General features: G+C 58.1%; 11 protein-coding genes. 10 read left to right on the top strand and 1 reads right to left on the bottom strand.

Going from position 1 to position 15018, the window contains the following annotated elements; genetic code table 11:
• Window positions 1-142: 142 nt before the first annotated feature.
• The 7 genes from PQR63_RS22580 (at window position 143) to PQR63_RS22550 (ending at window position 9638) form a co-directional block, all read left to right on the top strand.
• A complete protein-coding gene (locus tag PQR63_RS22580) occupies window positions 143-940 on the top strand; it encodes a FadR/GntR family transcriptional regulator (protein WP_408170410.1) in 798 nt (265 codons plus the stop codon).
• A gap of 392 nt (window positions 941-1332) precedes the next feature.
• Window positions 1333-2517, top strand: a complete 1185-nt coding sequence (locus PQR63_RS22575) for a porin (RefSeq protein WP_408170409.1) — start codon at window positions 1333-1335, stop codon at window positions 2515-2517.
• 136 nt (window positions 2518-2653) lie between these two features.
• The gene (locus tag PQR63_RS22570; RefSeq protein ID WP_408170408.1) at window positions 2654-3946 is read left to right on the top strand and encodes an ABC transporter substrate-binding protein; all 1293 of its coding nucleotides are present in this window, start codon (window positions 2654-2656) and stop codon (window positions 3944-3946) included.
• A 71-nt stretch (window positions 3947-4017) separates the two neighbouring features.
• Window positions 4018-4998: a carbohydrate ABC transporter permease gene (locus PQR63_RS22565; RefSeq protein ID WP_408170406.1), complete on the top strand. Its 981-nt coding sequence runs from the start codon at window positions 4018-4020 to the stop codon at window positions 4996-4998.
• A gap of 52 nt (window positions 4999-5050) precedes the next feature.
• Window positions 5051-6112 (top strand): carbohydrate ABC transporter permease, encoded by a 1062-nt coding sequence (locus PQR63_RS22560; protein WP_408170404.1) that lies wholly within the window; start codon window positions 5051-5053, stop codon window positions 6110-6112.
• Between the two features lie 20 nt (window positions 6113-6132).
• Window positions 6133-7188 carry an ABC transporter ATP-binding protein gene (locus PQR63_RS22555; protein ID WP_408170403.1) on the top strand — a complete coding sequence of 352 codons (1056 nt, stop codon included), beginning with the start codon at window positions 6133-6135 and terminating at the stop codon, window positions 7186-7188.
• A 35-nt stretch (window positions 7189-7223) separates the two neighbouring features.
• Window positions 7224-9638: a glycoside hydrolase family 31 protein gene (locus tag PQR63_RS22550; protein WP_408170401.1), complete on the top strand. Its 2415-nt coding sequence runs from the start codon at window positions 7224-7226 to the stop codon at window positions 9636-9638.
• A gap of 4 nt (window positions 9639-9642) precedes the next feature.
• Here PQR63_RS22550 and PQR63_RS22545 read toward each other — a convergent pair whose 3' ends face one another.
• Window positions 9643-11292 (bottom strand): acyl-CoA synthetase, encoded by a 1650-nt coding sequence (locus tag PQR63_RS22545; RefSeq protein ID WP_408170399.1) that lies wholly within the window; start codon window positions 11290-11292, stop codon window positions 9643-9645.
• A 257-nt stretch (window positions 11293-11549) separates the two neighbouring features.
• On the opposite strand from PQR63_RS22545, the gene yajC reads away from it, so the two are divergent.
• The 3 genes from yajC to secF all read left to right on the top strand — a co-directional run bounded on the left by yajC (window position 11550) and on the right by secF (window position 14961).
• A complete protein-coding gene (gene yajC, locus PQR63_RS22540) occupies window positions 11550-11921 on the top strand; it encodes a preprotein translocase subunit YajC (protein ID WP_459251796.1) in 372 nt (123 codons plus the stop codon).
• A 113-nt stretch (window positions 11922-12034) separates the two neighbouring features.
• Window positions 12035-13939 carry a protein translocase subunit SecD gene (secD, locus tag PQR63_RS22535; RefSeq protein WP_408170395.1) on the top strand — a complete coding sequence of 635 codons (1905 nt, stop codon included), beginning with the start codon at window positions 12035-12037 and terminating at the stop codon, window positions 13937-13939.
• Window positions 13940-14016: 77 nt separating this feature from the next.
• Window positions 14017-14961 carry a protein translocase subunit SecF gene (gene secF / locus PQR63_RS22530; RefSeq protein ID WP_408170394.1) on the top strand — a complete coding sequence of 315 codons (945 nt, stop codon included), beginning with the start codon at window positions 14017-14019 and terminating at the stop codon, window positions 14959-14961.
• Window positions 14962-15018: the final 57 nt, after the last annotated feature.

Genomic DNA, 15018 nt, shown 5'->3' with positions numbered 1-15018 from the left:
AAGCCACAAACCGGTACGCATGAAGATTGACATGGTTAGACCAAAGTGAGAGTATCGCTGAAATTGGTAAGCCACTGTTTGCTTTGAACGCTGCTTTTCTATACAGTGGATAGACCAATTTAAAGCTAAAAAAGAGGGTTTTATGGCAGATCGTCAGATTCGATCATCAGCCTCAACTGTGGATACAGCAGCAACGAATTCAGCAAACAAGGCAGTAAAAGTAACAAGAAAAGCAGTGCGTTCAGAATTGTTGGAGCCAGCGTCAGCACCGGAGCGGTCGTATCAGCGTCTGGCAGAACAGATTGCCGACCTGATCCTGCAGGGCGAGTTCAAGGCCGGCGAGCGCTTGCCTTCGGAGCGAAGCCTGGCGGACCGGTTTGAGATCAGCCGCACCTCGGTGCGCGAAGCGATCATCGCGCTGGAAGTGCAAGGGCTGGTGGAAGTACGCGGTGGCTCCGGGATTTATGTCTGCGACGCGGCAACCAAGCCGGTCGGATTCATCCCTGACGGTGGCGCGGGGCCGTTCGAGTTGTTGCGGGCGCGTTGGGTGATTGAGTCGGAAGTGGCGGCCTTGGCTGCACAGAACCGCACCGATGCCGACATCGACAAGATCTATACGCAGTTGGCGGCGATGGGACGCAATTTTAACGACAAGCTGGCCAATGAAGCGGATGACAGGTTGTTCCACATCCGTATCGCCGAAGCCAGCGGTAACAGCGTGATGGCGCAAGTCGTCACGGCATTGTGGGATCAGTTGCGCGGTGTGTTGTGGAAGAAGCTGGAAGAGCATTTTCACACGCCGCAGTTGCGCGAAGCTTCGCTGGAAGAGCATCAGAAAGTGTTTGATGCGCTGGTGGCGCGGGACCCGGTCGCTGCACGTGATGCGATGCGTGAGCATCTTGAGCGCGTGATGAATGAATTCAAGAAAGCATGGCGTTAGGATTTTCTGTCGCGTCATGCTGACAATGAACGTCCCACAGAGGGCGTCACACATGACGGAGACGGCAATGAAAACAATCAGCACTCGCACAAACCTGTGCACCCCGGCGTACACCTCAGTGTGCGCTTTCCCGCCCTTCACATAGGACGCGGCCTGAACTGATCGGCGCCGCGGCAGCGGCGTTCTCCCGATAACACCACATGGCATGCAGTCGCCCGCTTCGTTGCGCCGCACTGCGGCGGGAGCGTTGTTGCGTCTTCGATTTGTGCGTTTCACAGATGTCGGTTGTCACACAAGGTTTTGAATCCGGTGTTGCCTTGCAAGGCTGGAATCAATTTAGGGCGGAGTCATACCAATACCGCAAATATCCGAGTAGAAGAAGAGGAGAAGAAATGAAACTACGACGCAGTTTGGCAATGGGAGGGCTGGCAATTGTCGCGGCAGGTGCATCGGTGCAGGCATCTGCACAGAGCAGCGTGACAATCTATGGCGCAATCGACGATGCGCTGGTCTACACCAACAATCAAGGCGGTCTGCACAACTTGTACCTGCGCACCGGTAACCTGAACGCCAGCAAGATCGGCTTCAAGGGAGCGGAAGATCTGGGCGGCGGCTCGCAAGCCGTATTCACTCTGGAAAATGGCTTTGACACCAATACCGGCGCCATGAGTTCAGCCAATACCTTGTTCAATCGTCAGTCCTTCGTCGGTCTGGTCAACAACAGCTACGGCAGCATGCTCGTCGGCCGTCAGTACACCCCATACTTTCAGTATGTCGGCGCCATCGGCCCGACCAGCGTGCTAACCGGCGCAACCGGCGCTCACCCTGGCGACGTCGATGGTCTTGACACAACGGTACGTATCAGCAATGCGATCACCTACATTTCGCCGACTTTCGGTGGTGGTGCACAGATCAGCGCCTTGTATGGTTTCGGTGAAACCGCCGGTTCCACGTCCACCGGCAATGCCTACAGTCTGGCGGGTAAGTATGACGTCGGCCCATGGAATTTTGCGCTCGGTTTTCAGCGCCTGAAGAACGGCTCAGGTCCGGCGACTGCTTGGAACTCGACAGCCTCCGGCAGCTTCGCCACTTCGGCCATCAACAACGGTTACGCCTCTTCCGACAACGTGGTGATGATCGCCGGCGCCACACGCTACACCACCGGCAACTGGATGTTTGGCGCCAACTACGCCAATGCCCAATACAAGCCAGGCAACGGTTCGCTGTTCACGCAAAAAGCTACCTTCGATACGCTGGGTGTGATTACAACCTATCAGGCGACTCCTGCGTGGATGCTGGCTGCAGGTTACAGCTACACCCGCGAGCGTGCTGCCAACGGCATCAACGATCCGGCCAAGTATCATCAGATCGCATTGGAAGAGACTTACTCGCTGTCCAAGCGCACAGCGTTCTATCTGCTGCAAGCGTATCAACTGGCACGCGGTCAGACGCTGGGTAAAGCAGGTGCGGGCAACATCGTCAACGCGGTCGCTGTGGTCGGCGATTCGCAAAACGGTTCACCATCGTCAGGCCGCAATCAGGCTGTGATCATGGCGGGCTTCCGTCATTTCTTCTAAGTCTTGCCTGAATGAGTTTGTGGACTGAAATAGCTTGAGGTTGGCCACCCCTATCTGCTAAGGTCGGGGTGGCTTTTTTCGCAGAAAAATAAAAATCAGCAGCTGCTTCAAAGCGGCGCGATACAGTGGAGACAACATGATTCAATCCAAAGCCCATCCCGGCCGCCATCGTCATGCACTGTGCTTGTTGGCGTTATGCGCTGCAGCGACCTGCAGTGCTGCATCATGGGCCGCCGATGTCCGCGTCATGTGCTATCAGGACGGCAACGAATGCGACGTCACCGCCGAACTGGCCAAACGTTTCGAAGCAAAAAATCCGGGTACAAAGATCATCGTCGACAAGGTTCCCTACAAGACCGTGGTCGAGCAGCTTCCTGTACAACTCGCCTCAGGCCAGGGCCCAGACATCGCCCGCGTGACGGAAATCGGCGGCCTGGCCAAGTACTATCTGGATATCGGTCCTTATGTACAGGATCGCAACTACTGGGAAAAAAATTTCGGCAATACGCTGTCGTGGATGCGCACCAGCGCCGGGGACAAGGGTATCTACGGTCTGATGTCGCAACTGACGGTGACGGGACCGTACGTCAACAAGACCTTGTTCGAACAAGCCAATGTGCCGCTGCCCGGCCCGAAGGCGACCTGGGATGACTGGGTCGCCGCCACGCGTAAAGTCGCCAAGGCCACGCAGCTGGAAGCATCGATGGCATGGGATCGCTCCGGCCATCGCTTTGCCGGTCCCGCCATCAGCTATGGCGCCAAATTATTCAATGCCAGTGGCGATCTGGTTATCGATGACGGCTACAAGGCGATCGTGCAAAAATTTGTCGGCTGGAACAAGGACGGCACCATGTCCAAGGAAGTCTGGGCCGGCGCAGGCGGTTCCGCCTACCGCGACGGTTTTGAAGATTTCAAGAACGGCCGCATCGTGATGTACCTGAGCGGTTCGTGGCAGATCCGCCGCATGAGCAGCCAGATCGGCAAAAACTTTGATTGGATCGTCGTGCCCAATCCTTGCGGGCCGGCAGCCTGTTCAGGCATGCCGGGCGGCGCCGCCTTCGTCGCCCTGAAGGGCAGTAAATCACCGAAGGAAGCCGGCCGCTTCCTCGACTTCCTGGCGCAGGAAGACGTCTACGCCGAGATGATGGCCAAGACCGAGAACTTGCCGGCGCATCAGGGTCTGGTGCAAAAGGGTGTCAACTACACCTCCGCACCGGAAATCAAGGCTGCACTGGCAGTCTTCTCCACCGACATCCCCCGCTTGTCGCCGCTGGCGTATCGCCTGCAGGGTTATCAATACAATCGCTCCCTGATGTTCCCGACCGTCACGCGCGTGACCCAAGCCATTGTGGGCGAGATGAGCGTCAACGACGCCATGACGCGACTCTCCAGCGACATGGCCGAATCTGTCAGGCAGGCGAAGAAATAAACCTGAGGCTGCGATGGCTGCAGGGCGGGCCATCGCAGTGTTTGCCGGCGTTTTATACTCCAGGAGAAGTCGTGGGTTTCATTGCAAGCTGCTTTTTCAATCTGTTTGAACCGTTCTTCCGCGTCGGTCAACGCTGGCTGGGTTTGTCGCGCATTGCCTGGCTGTTCGTTGCGCCCAATCTGATCATCTTCGGGATGTTCACTTTCCTGCCCATCCTCATCAACTTCCACTACGCGATGACCTCCGGCGTGCAGATCATGCCCGCGGCGCGTCCCTTTGTGGGCGCGGAAAATTTCTCGATGCTGTTTGAATGCAGCAATCATTTCGACATCTCCACCTGCAACCAGGATCTGTTCTGGAAGGCGATTGCCAACACGTCGAAGTTCACCGTGCTGCAAGTCGTGCTGATGGTGTTCTTTTCGCTGCTGACCGCGCTGGTGCTCAATCGCAAGATCATCGGCCGCAGCTTCTGGCGCGGCGTGTTCTTCTATCCCGTGTTGTTGTCACCGGTCGTGGTGGCATTGCTGTGGAAGTGGATACTGCAAAAACACGGCTTGCTGAATGCCGGCCTCATGGCAGGCGGCTACGACGCGCAGGAATGGCTGACGGATGCAAACTGGTCGTTCTTCTGGGTGATCTTCGTGTCGATCTGGGCGCACATGGGTTTCTACACGCTGATCCTGCTTGCGGGTTTGCAGGCGATCCCGCGCGATGTATACGACGCCGCCGAGATGGACGCCGCATCGCCCTGGCGCACGCTGTCCCGCATCACGATTCCGCTGCTGATGCCCAATCTGATCGTGGTCGTGGTGCTGGCGCTGATCCGCGCCATTCAGATCTTCGACGAGGTATTCGTACTGACCGGCGGCGGTCCGGGTTCGGCTACGACTTTCATTGTTCAGTACATCTATCAGGTCGGCTTTGCCGAGCAGATCCATCTCTATGGTCTGGCAGCGGCCGCTTCGCTGGTGCTGGCGGCGGGAATTCTGGTGCTGACGCTGCTCCAACTGAAACTGTCGCGCGCCGGTGAGGCCGGAAAGAGAAAGCGCTGATGGCTTCGCAGATCCGTAAGCAAATTGACACGAGACTATTGAGACTGCCGGCATGAAAAATTTTCTTACCCGTACTCGCGGTCGCCAGCGTTTGCACTGGACCGACTGGCTCAGCTACCTGTATTTGCTGATGGGCTTGCTGCTGATGTTCGCGCCGGTGTTATGGCTGGTGTTGTCGTCGCTCAAGAGCGAGGCGGCGATCAGCGAATTCCCGCCGACCTTGCTACCCTACACGCAAAAGATGGTGAAGCTACCAGGTGAATCCGATGATGGTGCCGTTGCTAAGCTTCATCCGGTGTTCACCGTCAAAGGCACCGACGGAAAATCGCGGGAAATGGTAGAACTGCGCCGCATGGGCATTATCGCCACCATGGTTGATCCTGCTCAGCCCGGGCAGGAGCTGAAGATCAATATCCGGGAGCGCAAGCCGGTACGCGAAGTGAGCGTGGCGACCGGCAATTACACCGAGCTGTTCGGCAAGTTCAATTTTCTGCAGAACCTCAACAACAGCGTCTTCATCACCGTCATGGCGACGGCGATTACGCTGCTATTCAATTCAATGGCGGCCTTCGCCTTGTCCAAATATCGCTTCACCGGGCAGAAGGCGGTGTTGCTGCTGATCGTAGCCACGCTGATGATCCCGCCTACCATCATTCTGGTGCCGGCCTTTCTGATCGTCTCCGGCGTCGGCTTGTTCAACAGTCTGTGGGGTGTGATCTGGCCGGCGGTGGCGACGCCCACCGGCGTCTTCCTGCTGCGTCAGTACATGCTGACCATCCCGGACGAACTGATCGAAGCGGCGCGCATGGACAACGCCAGCGAATGGCGCATCTACTGGAAAATCGTATTGCCCTTGTCGGCGCCAGCGCTCGCGGTGCTGGCGATCTTCTCGGTCATGTGGCGCTGGAACGACTTTCTGTGGCCGCTGCTGGTCTTGTCCAAACCGGAGAATTTCACCTTGCAGCTGGCGCTCAATTCCTTTCAGGGCGAGCTGACCACTGAATGGCACTATCTGCTTGCCATGACCGTCATCACGCTGGTGCCGGTGACGCTGGTGTTCGCATTTTTACAAAAATACATCGCCACCGGCATCGCCAGCGCGGGCGTTAAATAGTCAAAGTCTGGAGCTGAGTAATGGCCACACTGAAGTTGCAACAAGTCGTCAAACGTTTTGACGCCACGACCACGCTGCACGGTATCGATCTGGAAGTGCAGGACGGTGAGTTTGTCGTTTTCGTCGGTCCCTCGGGTTGCGGCAAGTCGACCTTGCTGCGTGTCATCGCGGGGCTGGAACCTGCCACCTCGGGGCAAGTGCTGATCTCAGGCCAGGATGTTACGGATCGGTCGGCGGCCGAACGCGGTTGCGCGATGGTGTTTCAGTCTTACGCGCTGTATCCGCACATGAGCGTGTACGACAACATGGCGTTTGGCCTGATCAACTCCGGCGTCAAGAAGGCCGAGGTGCAGAGCAAGGTCGGCGAAGCCGCGCGCATGCTGCGCCTGGAAGAGCTGCTGCAACGCAAGCCCACGCAGTTATCGGGCGGCCAGCGCCAGCGCGTCGCGATCGGCCGCGCTATTGTGCGCGATCCCAAGCTGTTCTTGTTCGACGAACCATTGTCCAATCTGGATGCGGAGCTGCGTATCTCCATGCGGGCCGAAATCCGCGACCTGCATACGCGTCTGGGCACCACCATGATCTACGTCACGCACGATCAGGTCGAGGCCATGACCATGGCTGACAAGATCGTCGTGCTGCGCGCGGGTAAAGTGGAGCAGATCGGTGCACCGCTGGATTTGTACAACCGTCCCGCAAATAGTTTCGTAGCAGGCTTCATCGGCTCGCCGCGCATGAACTTCCTGCCGGTGACGGCGCTGGACGCCACGCTGATTCAGCGACTGCAATTACCCGCTGCGGCGCACACCATCGGCATTCGTCCCGAGCATGTGACTCCTGATGCCGCCGGTGCGATTGCCTTGCAGATTACGCAGATCGAGCGCATGGGCGGCAGCAGCCTGATTCGGGGCAAGATCGGCCACCATCAGGAGAGCAACTTCGAATTCGTGGTCAACGGCCAGACTGATTTGCAGGAGCGCAGCAGCGTATTGCTGGATTTCCCGAAGGCACAGCTGCATTGCTTCGGCGCCGACGGCGCGCGCATCGAACTGGATGTCCAGCGCCACGCCGCATAAAAATAAACATCGCAACAAGCACATCGGATTTCGCCATGACTTCATTGCTGCACCCACCGCAATTCCATCTCGAAAAACAGACTGAAAACCATCTGCGCTTGCGCAGCGATACGGCAGCAGTGATCGATGTCTTCGTATTGGAGCAGGACATCATCCGCGTACGCGTTCTGCCGAACGGAATGGCGCGCGGTCCGCGCAGCTGGGCCATCGCGCCGGGACAGGACGATGTGGCGATTGACGGTCGTGATCGTCTCGATCTGAGCGGTTTTTCGCTGCCGGTATTCACCTTGCGCGAGGCGGCCGACAAGCTGCATGTGCAGACGGAAGACGTACGCCTTGAAATCAGCCTGAACGGCGGGCGCTGCAACTGGTCGCTCAAGCGCGACGGCGCCTGGCATACCGTGCTGGAAGATCGCGCGACGCAAGCCTACAACTTCGACTGGTGGGATGACCGCGTGTATCACTACAAGGCGCGCCGACCCGACGAAATCTATCTCGGCCTGGGCGAGCGCGCCGGATTGCTCAATCGCGCCAACCAGAGCTACAAGATGGTCAACGTCGACTGCATGGGTTACAGCGCGAAGACTACCGATCCGCTCTACAAGCACATTCCGTTCTACCTCACCTGGCAGCCGCAGGCAGCGCTCGGCTTCGGCCTGTTCTACGACACGCTGGCCGACTGCACCTTCGACATGGGGCGCGAGATGGACAACTACCACGGTCTGTACCGCCATTTCGTGGCGGAGCATGGCGATCTCGATTACTACTTCATCGCCTCGGCGCATTCCCCGCTGGATGCGGTCAAGCGTTTCACCTGGATGACCGGCACGCCTGCCTGGATGCCGAAGTCGGGGCTGGGCTATTCCGGCTCGACCATGAACTACACCGATGCGCCCAATGCGCAGGAGCGCATGCAGGAGTTCATCGACAAGTGCCGCGAGCACGACATTCTATGTGACTCCTTCCATCTGTCGTCCGGCTATACCTCAATCGGTCCAAAGCGTTATGTCTTTAATTGGAACCACGAAAAATTTCCCGACATCCATGGCTTCACTAAAGGCTACGCCGATAACGGCGTAGCGCTATGCGCCAATATCAAGCCTTGCCTGTTGCAGGATCATCCCGCGTTTGAGGAAGTGCAGCGCGCCGGTTTGCTGATCGCCGGGCCAGACGGGTCACCATCCTGGGTGCAGTTCTGGGATGAGGTCGGCGCCTATCTCGATTTCACCAATCCCGCCACCATCGATTGGTGGAAAGAAAAGGTGAAGGCAGCGCTGCTCGACTACGGCATCGTCTCCACCTGGAACGACAACAACGAATTCGAAGTGTGGAACACGAAGGCGGTTGCCAACGGTTTTGGTAAAGCTTTTCCCGCGCACGAGGCCAAGGTCTTGCAAACCATGCTGATGATGCGCGCCTCGCGCGACGCCCAGCGTGAACATGCGCCGCAGAAGCGACCTTTCCTGGTGTCGCGTTCAGGCGGCGTCGGCATGCATCGTTATGTGCAAACCTGGTCGGGCGACAACTACACCTCGTGGGAAACGCTGCGCTACAACATCAAGATGGCCTTGGGACTGGCCTTGTCAGGCATCTCCAATATCGGCCACGATATCGGCGGTTTCGCCGGCCCGGCGCCGGGGCCTGAGCTGCTGTTGCGCTGGGTTCAGCATGGCGTGTTCCTGCCGCGTTTCAGTATTCACTCGTGGAACGACGACCGCAGCGCCAACGAGCCTTGGATGCATCCGCAGGTCACGGCGCAGATTTCCGATCTGATCAAGCTGCGTTATCGCCTCATCCCTTATTACTATCATCTGCTGTGGCAATGGCATCGCAGCTATGAGCCGGTGCTGCGTCCGACCTTCGCCGAGTTTCCCTGCGACCCGCGCTGTTATGAAGACGGCGACGACATGATGGTCGGCGATGCTTTGCTGGTGGCGTCGGTGGTGGAGGAAGGCCAGGCCGAACGAGAGGTGTATTTGCCCGAGGGGGCACGCTGGATATCGTATTGGAGCGGCGAACTGTTCGACGGCGGCAAGACCGTCACTTTGCCGGCTCCCTGGGAGCAGCCGGTATTCCTGATTCGCGAAGGCAGCGTGGTGCCGTTGAACGTGGCCGAACAGCATTTCGCCAGACCGGCGGATCAACGCGCCTTCCTGATCGTGCCGCCGCAAGGCGTGGCCGAAGTGGAGGGCAGTTGCATTGAAGACGACGGCGTCTCCGAGGCCTGGCGCAATGGTGATTACGGGTACTGGCAGGTTGCAGCGCGCGGCGACGACACGACGCTGCATCTGGAGCTGTCGTTCAGCGGACAGCTGCCGCGCCCGCAGAGTACGGTACAAGTACATCTGCCGGCGTACGAGAAACGTCAGATCGCGGTTGCCAATGGCGCACTAGTGGCGCAAGAGCAGGTCGGCGGCTGGCTGCAACTGACGATAGCGCTCGCCGCCTGATTGCTTAAGCTCGCAAAGGCTGTGAGCGCCATTCGCTGACGCGTGCCCGCAACTCACGCCGGATCACTTTGCCGGTGGTCGTCATCGGCAATTCATCGACGAAGAAAATTTCTCGCGGATATTCATGTGCAGCGAGACGTACTTTGACGTGTTCCTGAATCTCGCGCTTGAGCTGATCGTCGCCGGTGACGCCTTCTTTCAGCACGACAATGGCAACCACGATCTCAGTGCGCTGCGCATCGGGCGAACCGATTACGGCGACCATTTTCACGGCGGGGTGTTGGAGGATATTGTCTTCAATCTCGCCGGGGCCGATGCGGTAACCGGCTGACGTGATGACATCATCATCGCGGCCGACGAAGCGGATATAGCCTTCGTCATCCATGCAGCCGGTGTCGCCGGTGAGCAGCCAGTCGCCGACGAACTTGTCTTGCGTGGCTTGTGGATTATTCCAGTACTGCAAAAACATCACCGGGTCGGGACGCTGCACAGCGATGTTGCCGTCGCTGCCGGGTGGCTGCACCTGGCCCTGCGCGTCGACAATGGCAAGCGTATGTCCGATGGCGGCGCGGCCGATGGCGCCGGGTTTGCAATCCATGATGGCGGCGCAGGACGACACGGTCATGTTGCATTCAGTCTGGCCGTAGAACTCGTTGATCGTCAGGCCGAAGGTCTTACGTCCCCAGTCGAGCAATTCCGTGCCCAGCGATTCGCCGCCACTGGCGACGGAACGCAATTGATAGCGCCAACGTTTTTCCGGCTCGGTGACGGTGCGCATCATCTTCAATGCAGTCGGTGGCAGGAAGGTGTTGCGTACGCCGTAGTCCTGTAGCAACTGAAAGGCCGCTTCGCCTGTGAATTTTTCAAAGCGATGCGCCACCAGCGGGACGCCGTGATGCCAGGCCGGCAGGAAGACGTCGAGCAGCCCGCCGATCCAGGCCCAGTCGGCCGGTGTCCACAGCAGGTCGCCTTCCAATGGAAATAAATTGTGTGAAAGCTCCACGCCGGGAAGATGCCCCAGCAGTACGCGATGCGCATGCAGCGCCCCCTTGGGCTGGCCGGTGGTGCCGGAGGTGTAGATGATGACGGCGGGATCTTCGGCTTTGGTCTTGACCGGCGTCAGGTCGCTGCTGGCTTGCTTTAAAGCCAGATACAAATCGACGGTGCCGTCAAAGGTACCATCGATGGTGAGGATGGTTTTCAGCTCAGGTAAGCGGTCGCGGATGCCGGCCAGCTTGGCGGCACCGGCGGCGTTGGTGACGACCACGCGGGTGCCGCTGTTATGCAGGCGGTATTCCAGCGCCTCGGCACCGAACAGCGCAAACAGCGGGATCGCGATCGCACCGATTTTGTAGGCAGCGACATGCGCCATGGCGGTTTCCGGGGCTTGCGGCAGCAGGATGCCGATGCGGTCGCCGATTTGCGCACCGCAGGACTGGAACAGATTGGCCAGGCGGTCCGAGCTTTCCTTGATTTCGCCGAAGCTGTAGCGGCGGTTCGAACCATCTGCCGCAACGTGGATCAGAGCAAGTCTGCCGGGATCGGTTTCAGCCCATTTATCGCAGACATCGACACCGATGTTGTAGTACTCGGGGATATTCCAGCGGAAGGCGTTGTTGATTTCCTGATAAGGCCGGGCTTCGGTGGGCAGCATGGTGGAACGTGTCTCCTGAGGTAATGGGCAAACTGTTTGGCAGTGTTTGGCCGTTGCTGGCAATTCTTTGCTCTTGTTGGCTTGCTAATGTAACCCTGTACCCCCATATTGGCGATGCCGATATAACAATTTTTCCTCGCGGCAAGGCAGTTTTCTCCCGTTTTTCCAGCACTTTTTCGCCGCTTTTGCCTGTTATCAGCGCTTTCCCCTGATTCGGTCCGTCCGGAATGGGGGGAAGCGCCCGGCGCAATGCTAAAATGCGGGGCTATTTTTTAAACAACCATTTGGAGCGACACGTGTTTATTACCGATGCAATTGCACAAACCACTGCTGCAGGCCCAGGCGGCCTGATGGGCAATCTGACCAGTTTCCTGCCCATCATCCTGATGTTCGTTGTGTTGTACTTCCTGATGATCCGTCCTCAGATGAAGCGTCAAAAAGAACAAAAGGCCATGATGGAAGCACTCGCCAAGGGTGACGAAGTCGTGACTTCCGGCGGCTTGCTGGGCAAGATCGTCAAGGTGAGCGATGCTTACATCACCGTTGAAGTTTCCGAAGGCAACGAAATCGTCGTGCAAAAATCGGCGATCACCACGCTGCTGCCTAAGGGCACCCTCAAGGGTCTGTAATCAGCCTCATGGCTTGCAGGGCGCATACCGTGTTTCAGGCGGATGCGCCCTTGTTCGTATCTGTTGTCATGCCAGTTTTCATCCTGGATGTTCATCATCAACGCTGAATCAATATGAATCGTTATCCTCTCTGGAAGTACGTCCTAATCGTCATAGCCTTGCTGTTCGGCACGCTTTATACGCTGCCAAACTTCTTCGGCGAATCGCCTGCCGTGCAGATCAGCAGCGCCAAATCCACCATCAAGGTGGACAGCGCAGTCGCCGAGCGTGTGCAGCAGCTTCTGCAACAAGGCAGCCTCCCGCCAGAGAGCGTGGTTTTCGATAACAGCAGCACTGCGCCGTCCGTGCGCGCCCGGTTTGCCAATACCGATACCCAGTTCAAGGCCAAGACCTTGCTGGAAAAAGGCCTGAATACCGATCCTGCCGATCCGACTTATATAGTCGCCTTCAACCTGCTGCCGAACACGCCGCAATGGTTGCAAAGCCTGCATGCCTTCCCGATGTATCTGGGTCTGGACTTGCGCGGCGGCGTGCACTTCCTGATGCAGGTCGACGTCAAGGCAGTGATGAACAAGCGTCTGCAAGGCTTTCAGTCGAGCGTGCGCAGTGTGCTGCGCGACAAGAACATCCGTCATAACGGCATCAACCGCAATGGCGACCAGATCGAAATTCTGTTCCGCGATGCCGACACCCGCACCAAGGCGCGCAGCGTGCTGGCCGGCGAAGTCTCCGAGCTGGCATTGCAAGACGCCGGCACCGGCGAAGACCTGAAGCTGATCGCCACACTGCGTCCTGAAGCGCTGAAGCAAACTCAGGAAGACGGCGTCAAGCAAAACATCTCGACGCTTTCCAAGCGCGTCAACGAACTGGGCGTGGCTGAACCGATCATTCAACGCCAGGGCGCTGACCGTATCGTGGTTCAGCTGCCGGGCGTGCAAGACGTCTCCCGCGCCAAGGACATCATCGGCCGTACCGCCACGCTGGAAGTGCGCATGGTCGATGACTCCGTGACCCGCGGCACAGAAGAAACCGCCACGATTCCTTTCGGCTCCGAACTGTTCAAGGTCGGCAAGGGCGCACCGGTCGTGCTGTTCAAGGATCCTGTCCTGACCGGCGACTACATCTCCAACGCCTCGGCCAGCTTTGATGAAAACCATCAACCGGCCGTCAGCATCGATTTGAATGGCGACGGCGGTCGCAAGATGCGCGACGCCACCCGTGAAAAGGTCGGCAAGGCGATGGCCATCGTCCTGTTTGAAAAAGGCAAGGGCGAAGTCTTGACCGTGGCAACCATCCGCTCCGAACTGGGTTCGCGCTTCCAGATCACCGGCATGGGTTCGGCGGAAGCCTCGAGCGATCTGGCTCTGCTGTTGCGCGCAGGTTCGCTGGCTGCGCCGATGGAAATCATCGAAGAACGCACCATTGGCCCGCAACTCGGCGCTGAAAACATCCGCAAGGGTTTTGACGCGACGCTGTACGGTTTTGCCGCCATGGCCGTGTTCATGATCGTGTACTACCAGTTGTTCGGTCTGTTCAGCGCGCTGGCCCTGTCGGTCAACGTGCTGCTGCTGATCGCCGTCCTGTCGACGCTGCAGGCGACGCTGACTCTGCCGGGTATCGCGGCGATCGCGCTGGCGCTGGGTATGGCGATTGACTCCAACGTGCTGATCAACGAACGCATTCGCGAAGAACTGCGTAACGGCAATTCGCCGCAAGCTGCGATCAGTATCGGCTTTGACCGTGCATGGGCCACCATTCTCGACTCCAACGTGACAACCTTGATCGCCGGTCTGGCGCTGCTGATTTTCGGTTCGGGCGCGATTCGCGGTTTCGCGGTGGTGCACTGCCTGGGTATTCTGACGTCGATGTTCTCGGCGGTGTTCTTCTCGCGTGGCCTGGCTAACCTCTGGTACGGCCGCAAGAAGAAACTCACCAGCCTGGCGATCGGCCAGATCTGGAAGCCCGAAGGCAAGGCCAACACCGGCGCCGACGTCAAGTCGGACGTCAAAGTCAAATAGTCAACTAAGCGCAGCGACCAGAATCCCGTGCGCCTTTGCCCGACAGATGGCAGAGGCGCAGAACTGAAAGGTATGTGATGGAATTTTTCCGCATCAAAAAAGATATCCCCTTCATGCGCCATGCGTTGATATTCAACGTCATCTCGGCGCTGACCTTCGTGCTGGCAGTGTTTTTCCTGCTGAGCAAGGGCCTGCACTTCTCGATCGAATTCACCGGCGGCACCGTGATGGAAGTCGCGTACACCAAGCCGGCCAATATCGAGAACATCCGCAAGTCGGTTGAAGGCCTCGGTTTTACCGACACGCAAGTGCAGAGCTTCGGCACGGCACAGGACGTAATGATCCGTTTGCCGGCACAGCATGGCGTCAATTCCACGCAGCAAAGCGAAAAAGTCATCGCTGCACTGACCGCGCAAGATGCTGACGTCAAGCTGCAGCGCGTTGAATTCGTCGGCCCGCAGGTCGGTGACGAGCTGGCGCACGACGGTCTGATGGCGCTGGGCATGGTGGTGATCGGTATCGTGATCTACCTGGCCTTCCGTTTCGAATGGAAATTTGCGGTCGCAGCCGTCATCGCCAACTTGCATGACGTGGTGATCATCCTTGGCTTCTTCGCCTTCTTCCAGTGGGAATTCTCGCTGACCGTGCTGGCCGCGGTGCTGGCAGTGCTGGGCTACTCCGTCAACGAATCGGTGGTGGTGTTCGACCGGGTGCGCGAAGCCTTCCGCGATCGCCGCTACGGCAAGCTGTCCGCGCCGGAAGTGTTGAACCACGCGATCACGAGCACGATTTCCCGTACCATCATCACCCACGGCAGCACCGAAATGATGGTCTTGTCGATGCTGATCTTCGGCGGTCCGACACTGCATTACTTCGCCGTTGCGCTGACCATCGGTATCTTGTTCGGTATTTACTCGTCGGTGTTCGTCGCCGCAGCGATCGCCATGTGGCTGGGCGTCAAGCGCGAAGACCTGATCAAGCCGGTCAAGCCGAAAGACGAAACTGACGGCGCAGTCGTTTAAGCAGCAAAGTCGGCTTCAAGTCGATAGTTAAAAAATTTGCTATCTTGCAGGCTGTTT

It is taken from the genome of Herbaspirillum rhizosphaerae (assembly GCF_046025915.1).
In the GTDB taxonomy this organism is placed as follows: Bacteria; Pseudomonadota; Gammaproteobacteria; order Burkholderiales; family Burkholderiaceae_D; genus Herbaspirillum; species Herbaspirillum rhizosphaerae_A.
Note: the sequence above shows the minus strand (reverse complement) of the source record. Positions and strands in the feature narration are given on the sequence as shown.

Bases quoted from the DNA above. Each gene is read 5' to 3' on its own strand.
- PQR63_RS22570 (WP_408170408.1), top strand. From the start codon at position 2,654: ATGATTCAATCCAAAGCCCATCCCGGCCGCCATCGTCATGCACTGTGC.
- PQR63_RS22550 (WP_408170401.1), top strand. From the start codon at position 7,224: ATGACTTCATTGCTGCACCCACCGCAATTCCATCTCGAAAAACAGACT.
- secD (WP_408170395.1), top strand. From the start codon at position 12,035: ATGAATCGTTATCCTCTCTGGAAGTACGTCCTAATCGTCATAGCCTTG.
- PQR63_RS22560 (WP_408170404.1), top strand. From the start codon at position 5,051: ATGAAAAATTTTCTTACCCGTACTCGCGGTCGCCAGCGTTTGCACTGG.
- PQR63_RS22580 (WP_408170410.1), top strand. From the start codon at position 143: ATGGCAGATCGTCAGATTCGATCATCAGCCTCAACTGTGGATACAGCA.
- PQR63_RS22555 (WP_408170403.1), top strand. From the start codon at position 6,133: ATGGCCACACTGAAGTTGCAACAAGTCGTCAAACGTTTTGACGCCACG.
- PQR63_RS22545 (WP_408170399.1), bottom strand. From the start codon at position 11,292: ATGCTGCCCACCGAAGCCCGGCCTTATCAGGAAATCAACAACGCCTTC.
- yajC (WP_459251796.1), top strand. From the start codon at position 11,550: ATGCGGGGCTATTTTTTAAACAACCATTTGGAGCGACACGTGTTTATT.
- secF (WP_408170394.1), top strand. From the start codon at position 14,017: ATGGAATTTTTCCGCATCAAAAAAGATATCCCCTTCATGCGCCATGCG.
- PQR63_RS22575 (WP_408170409.1), top strand. From the start codon at position 1,333: ATGAAACTACGACGCAGTTTGGCAATGGGAGGGCTGGCAATTGTCGCG.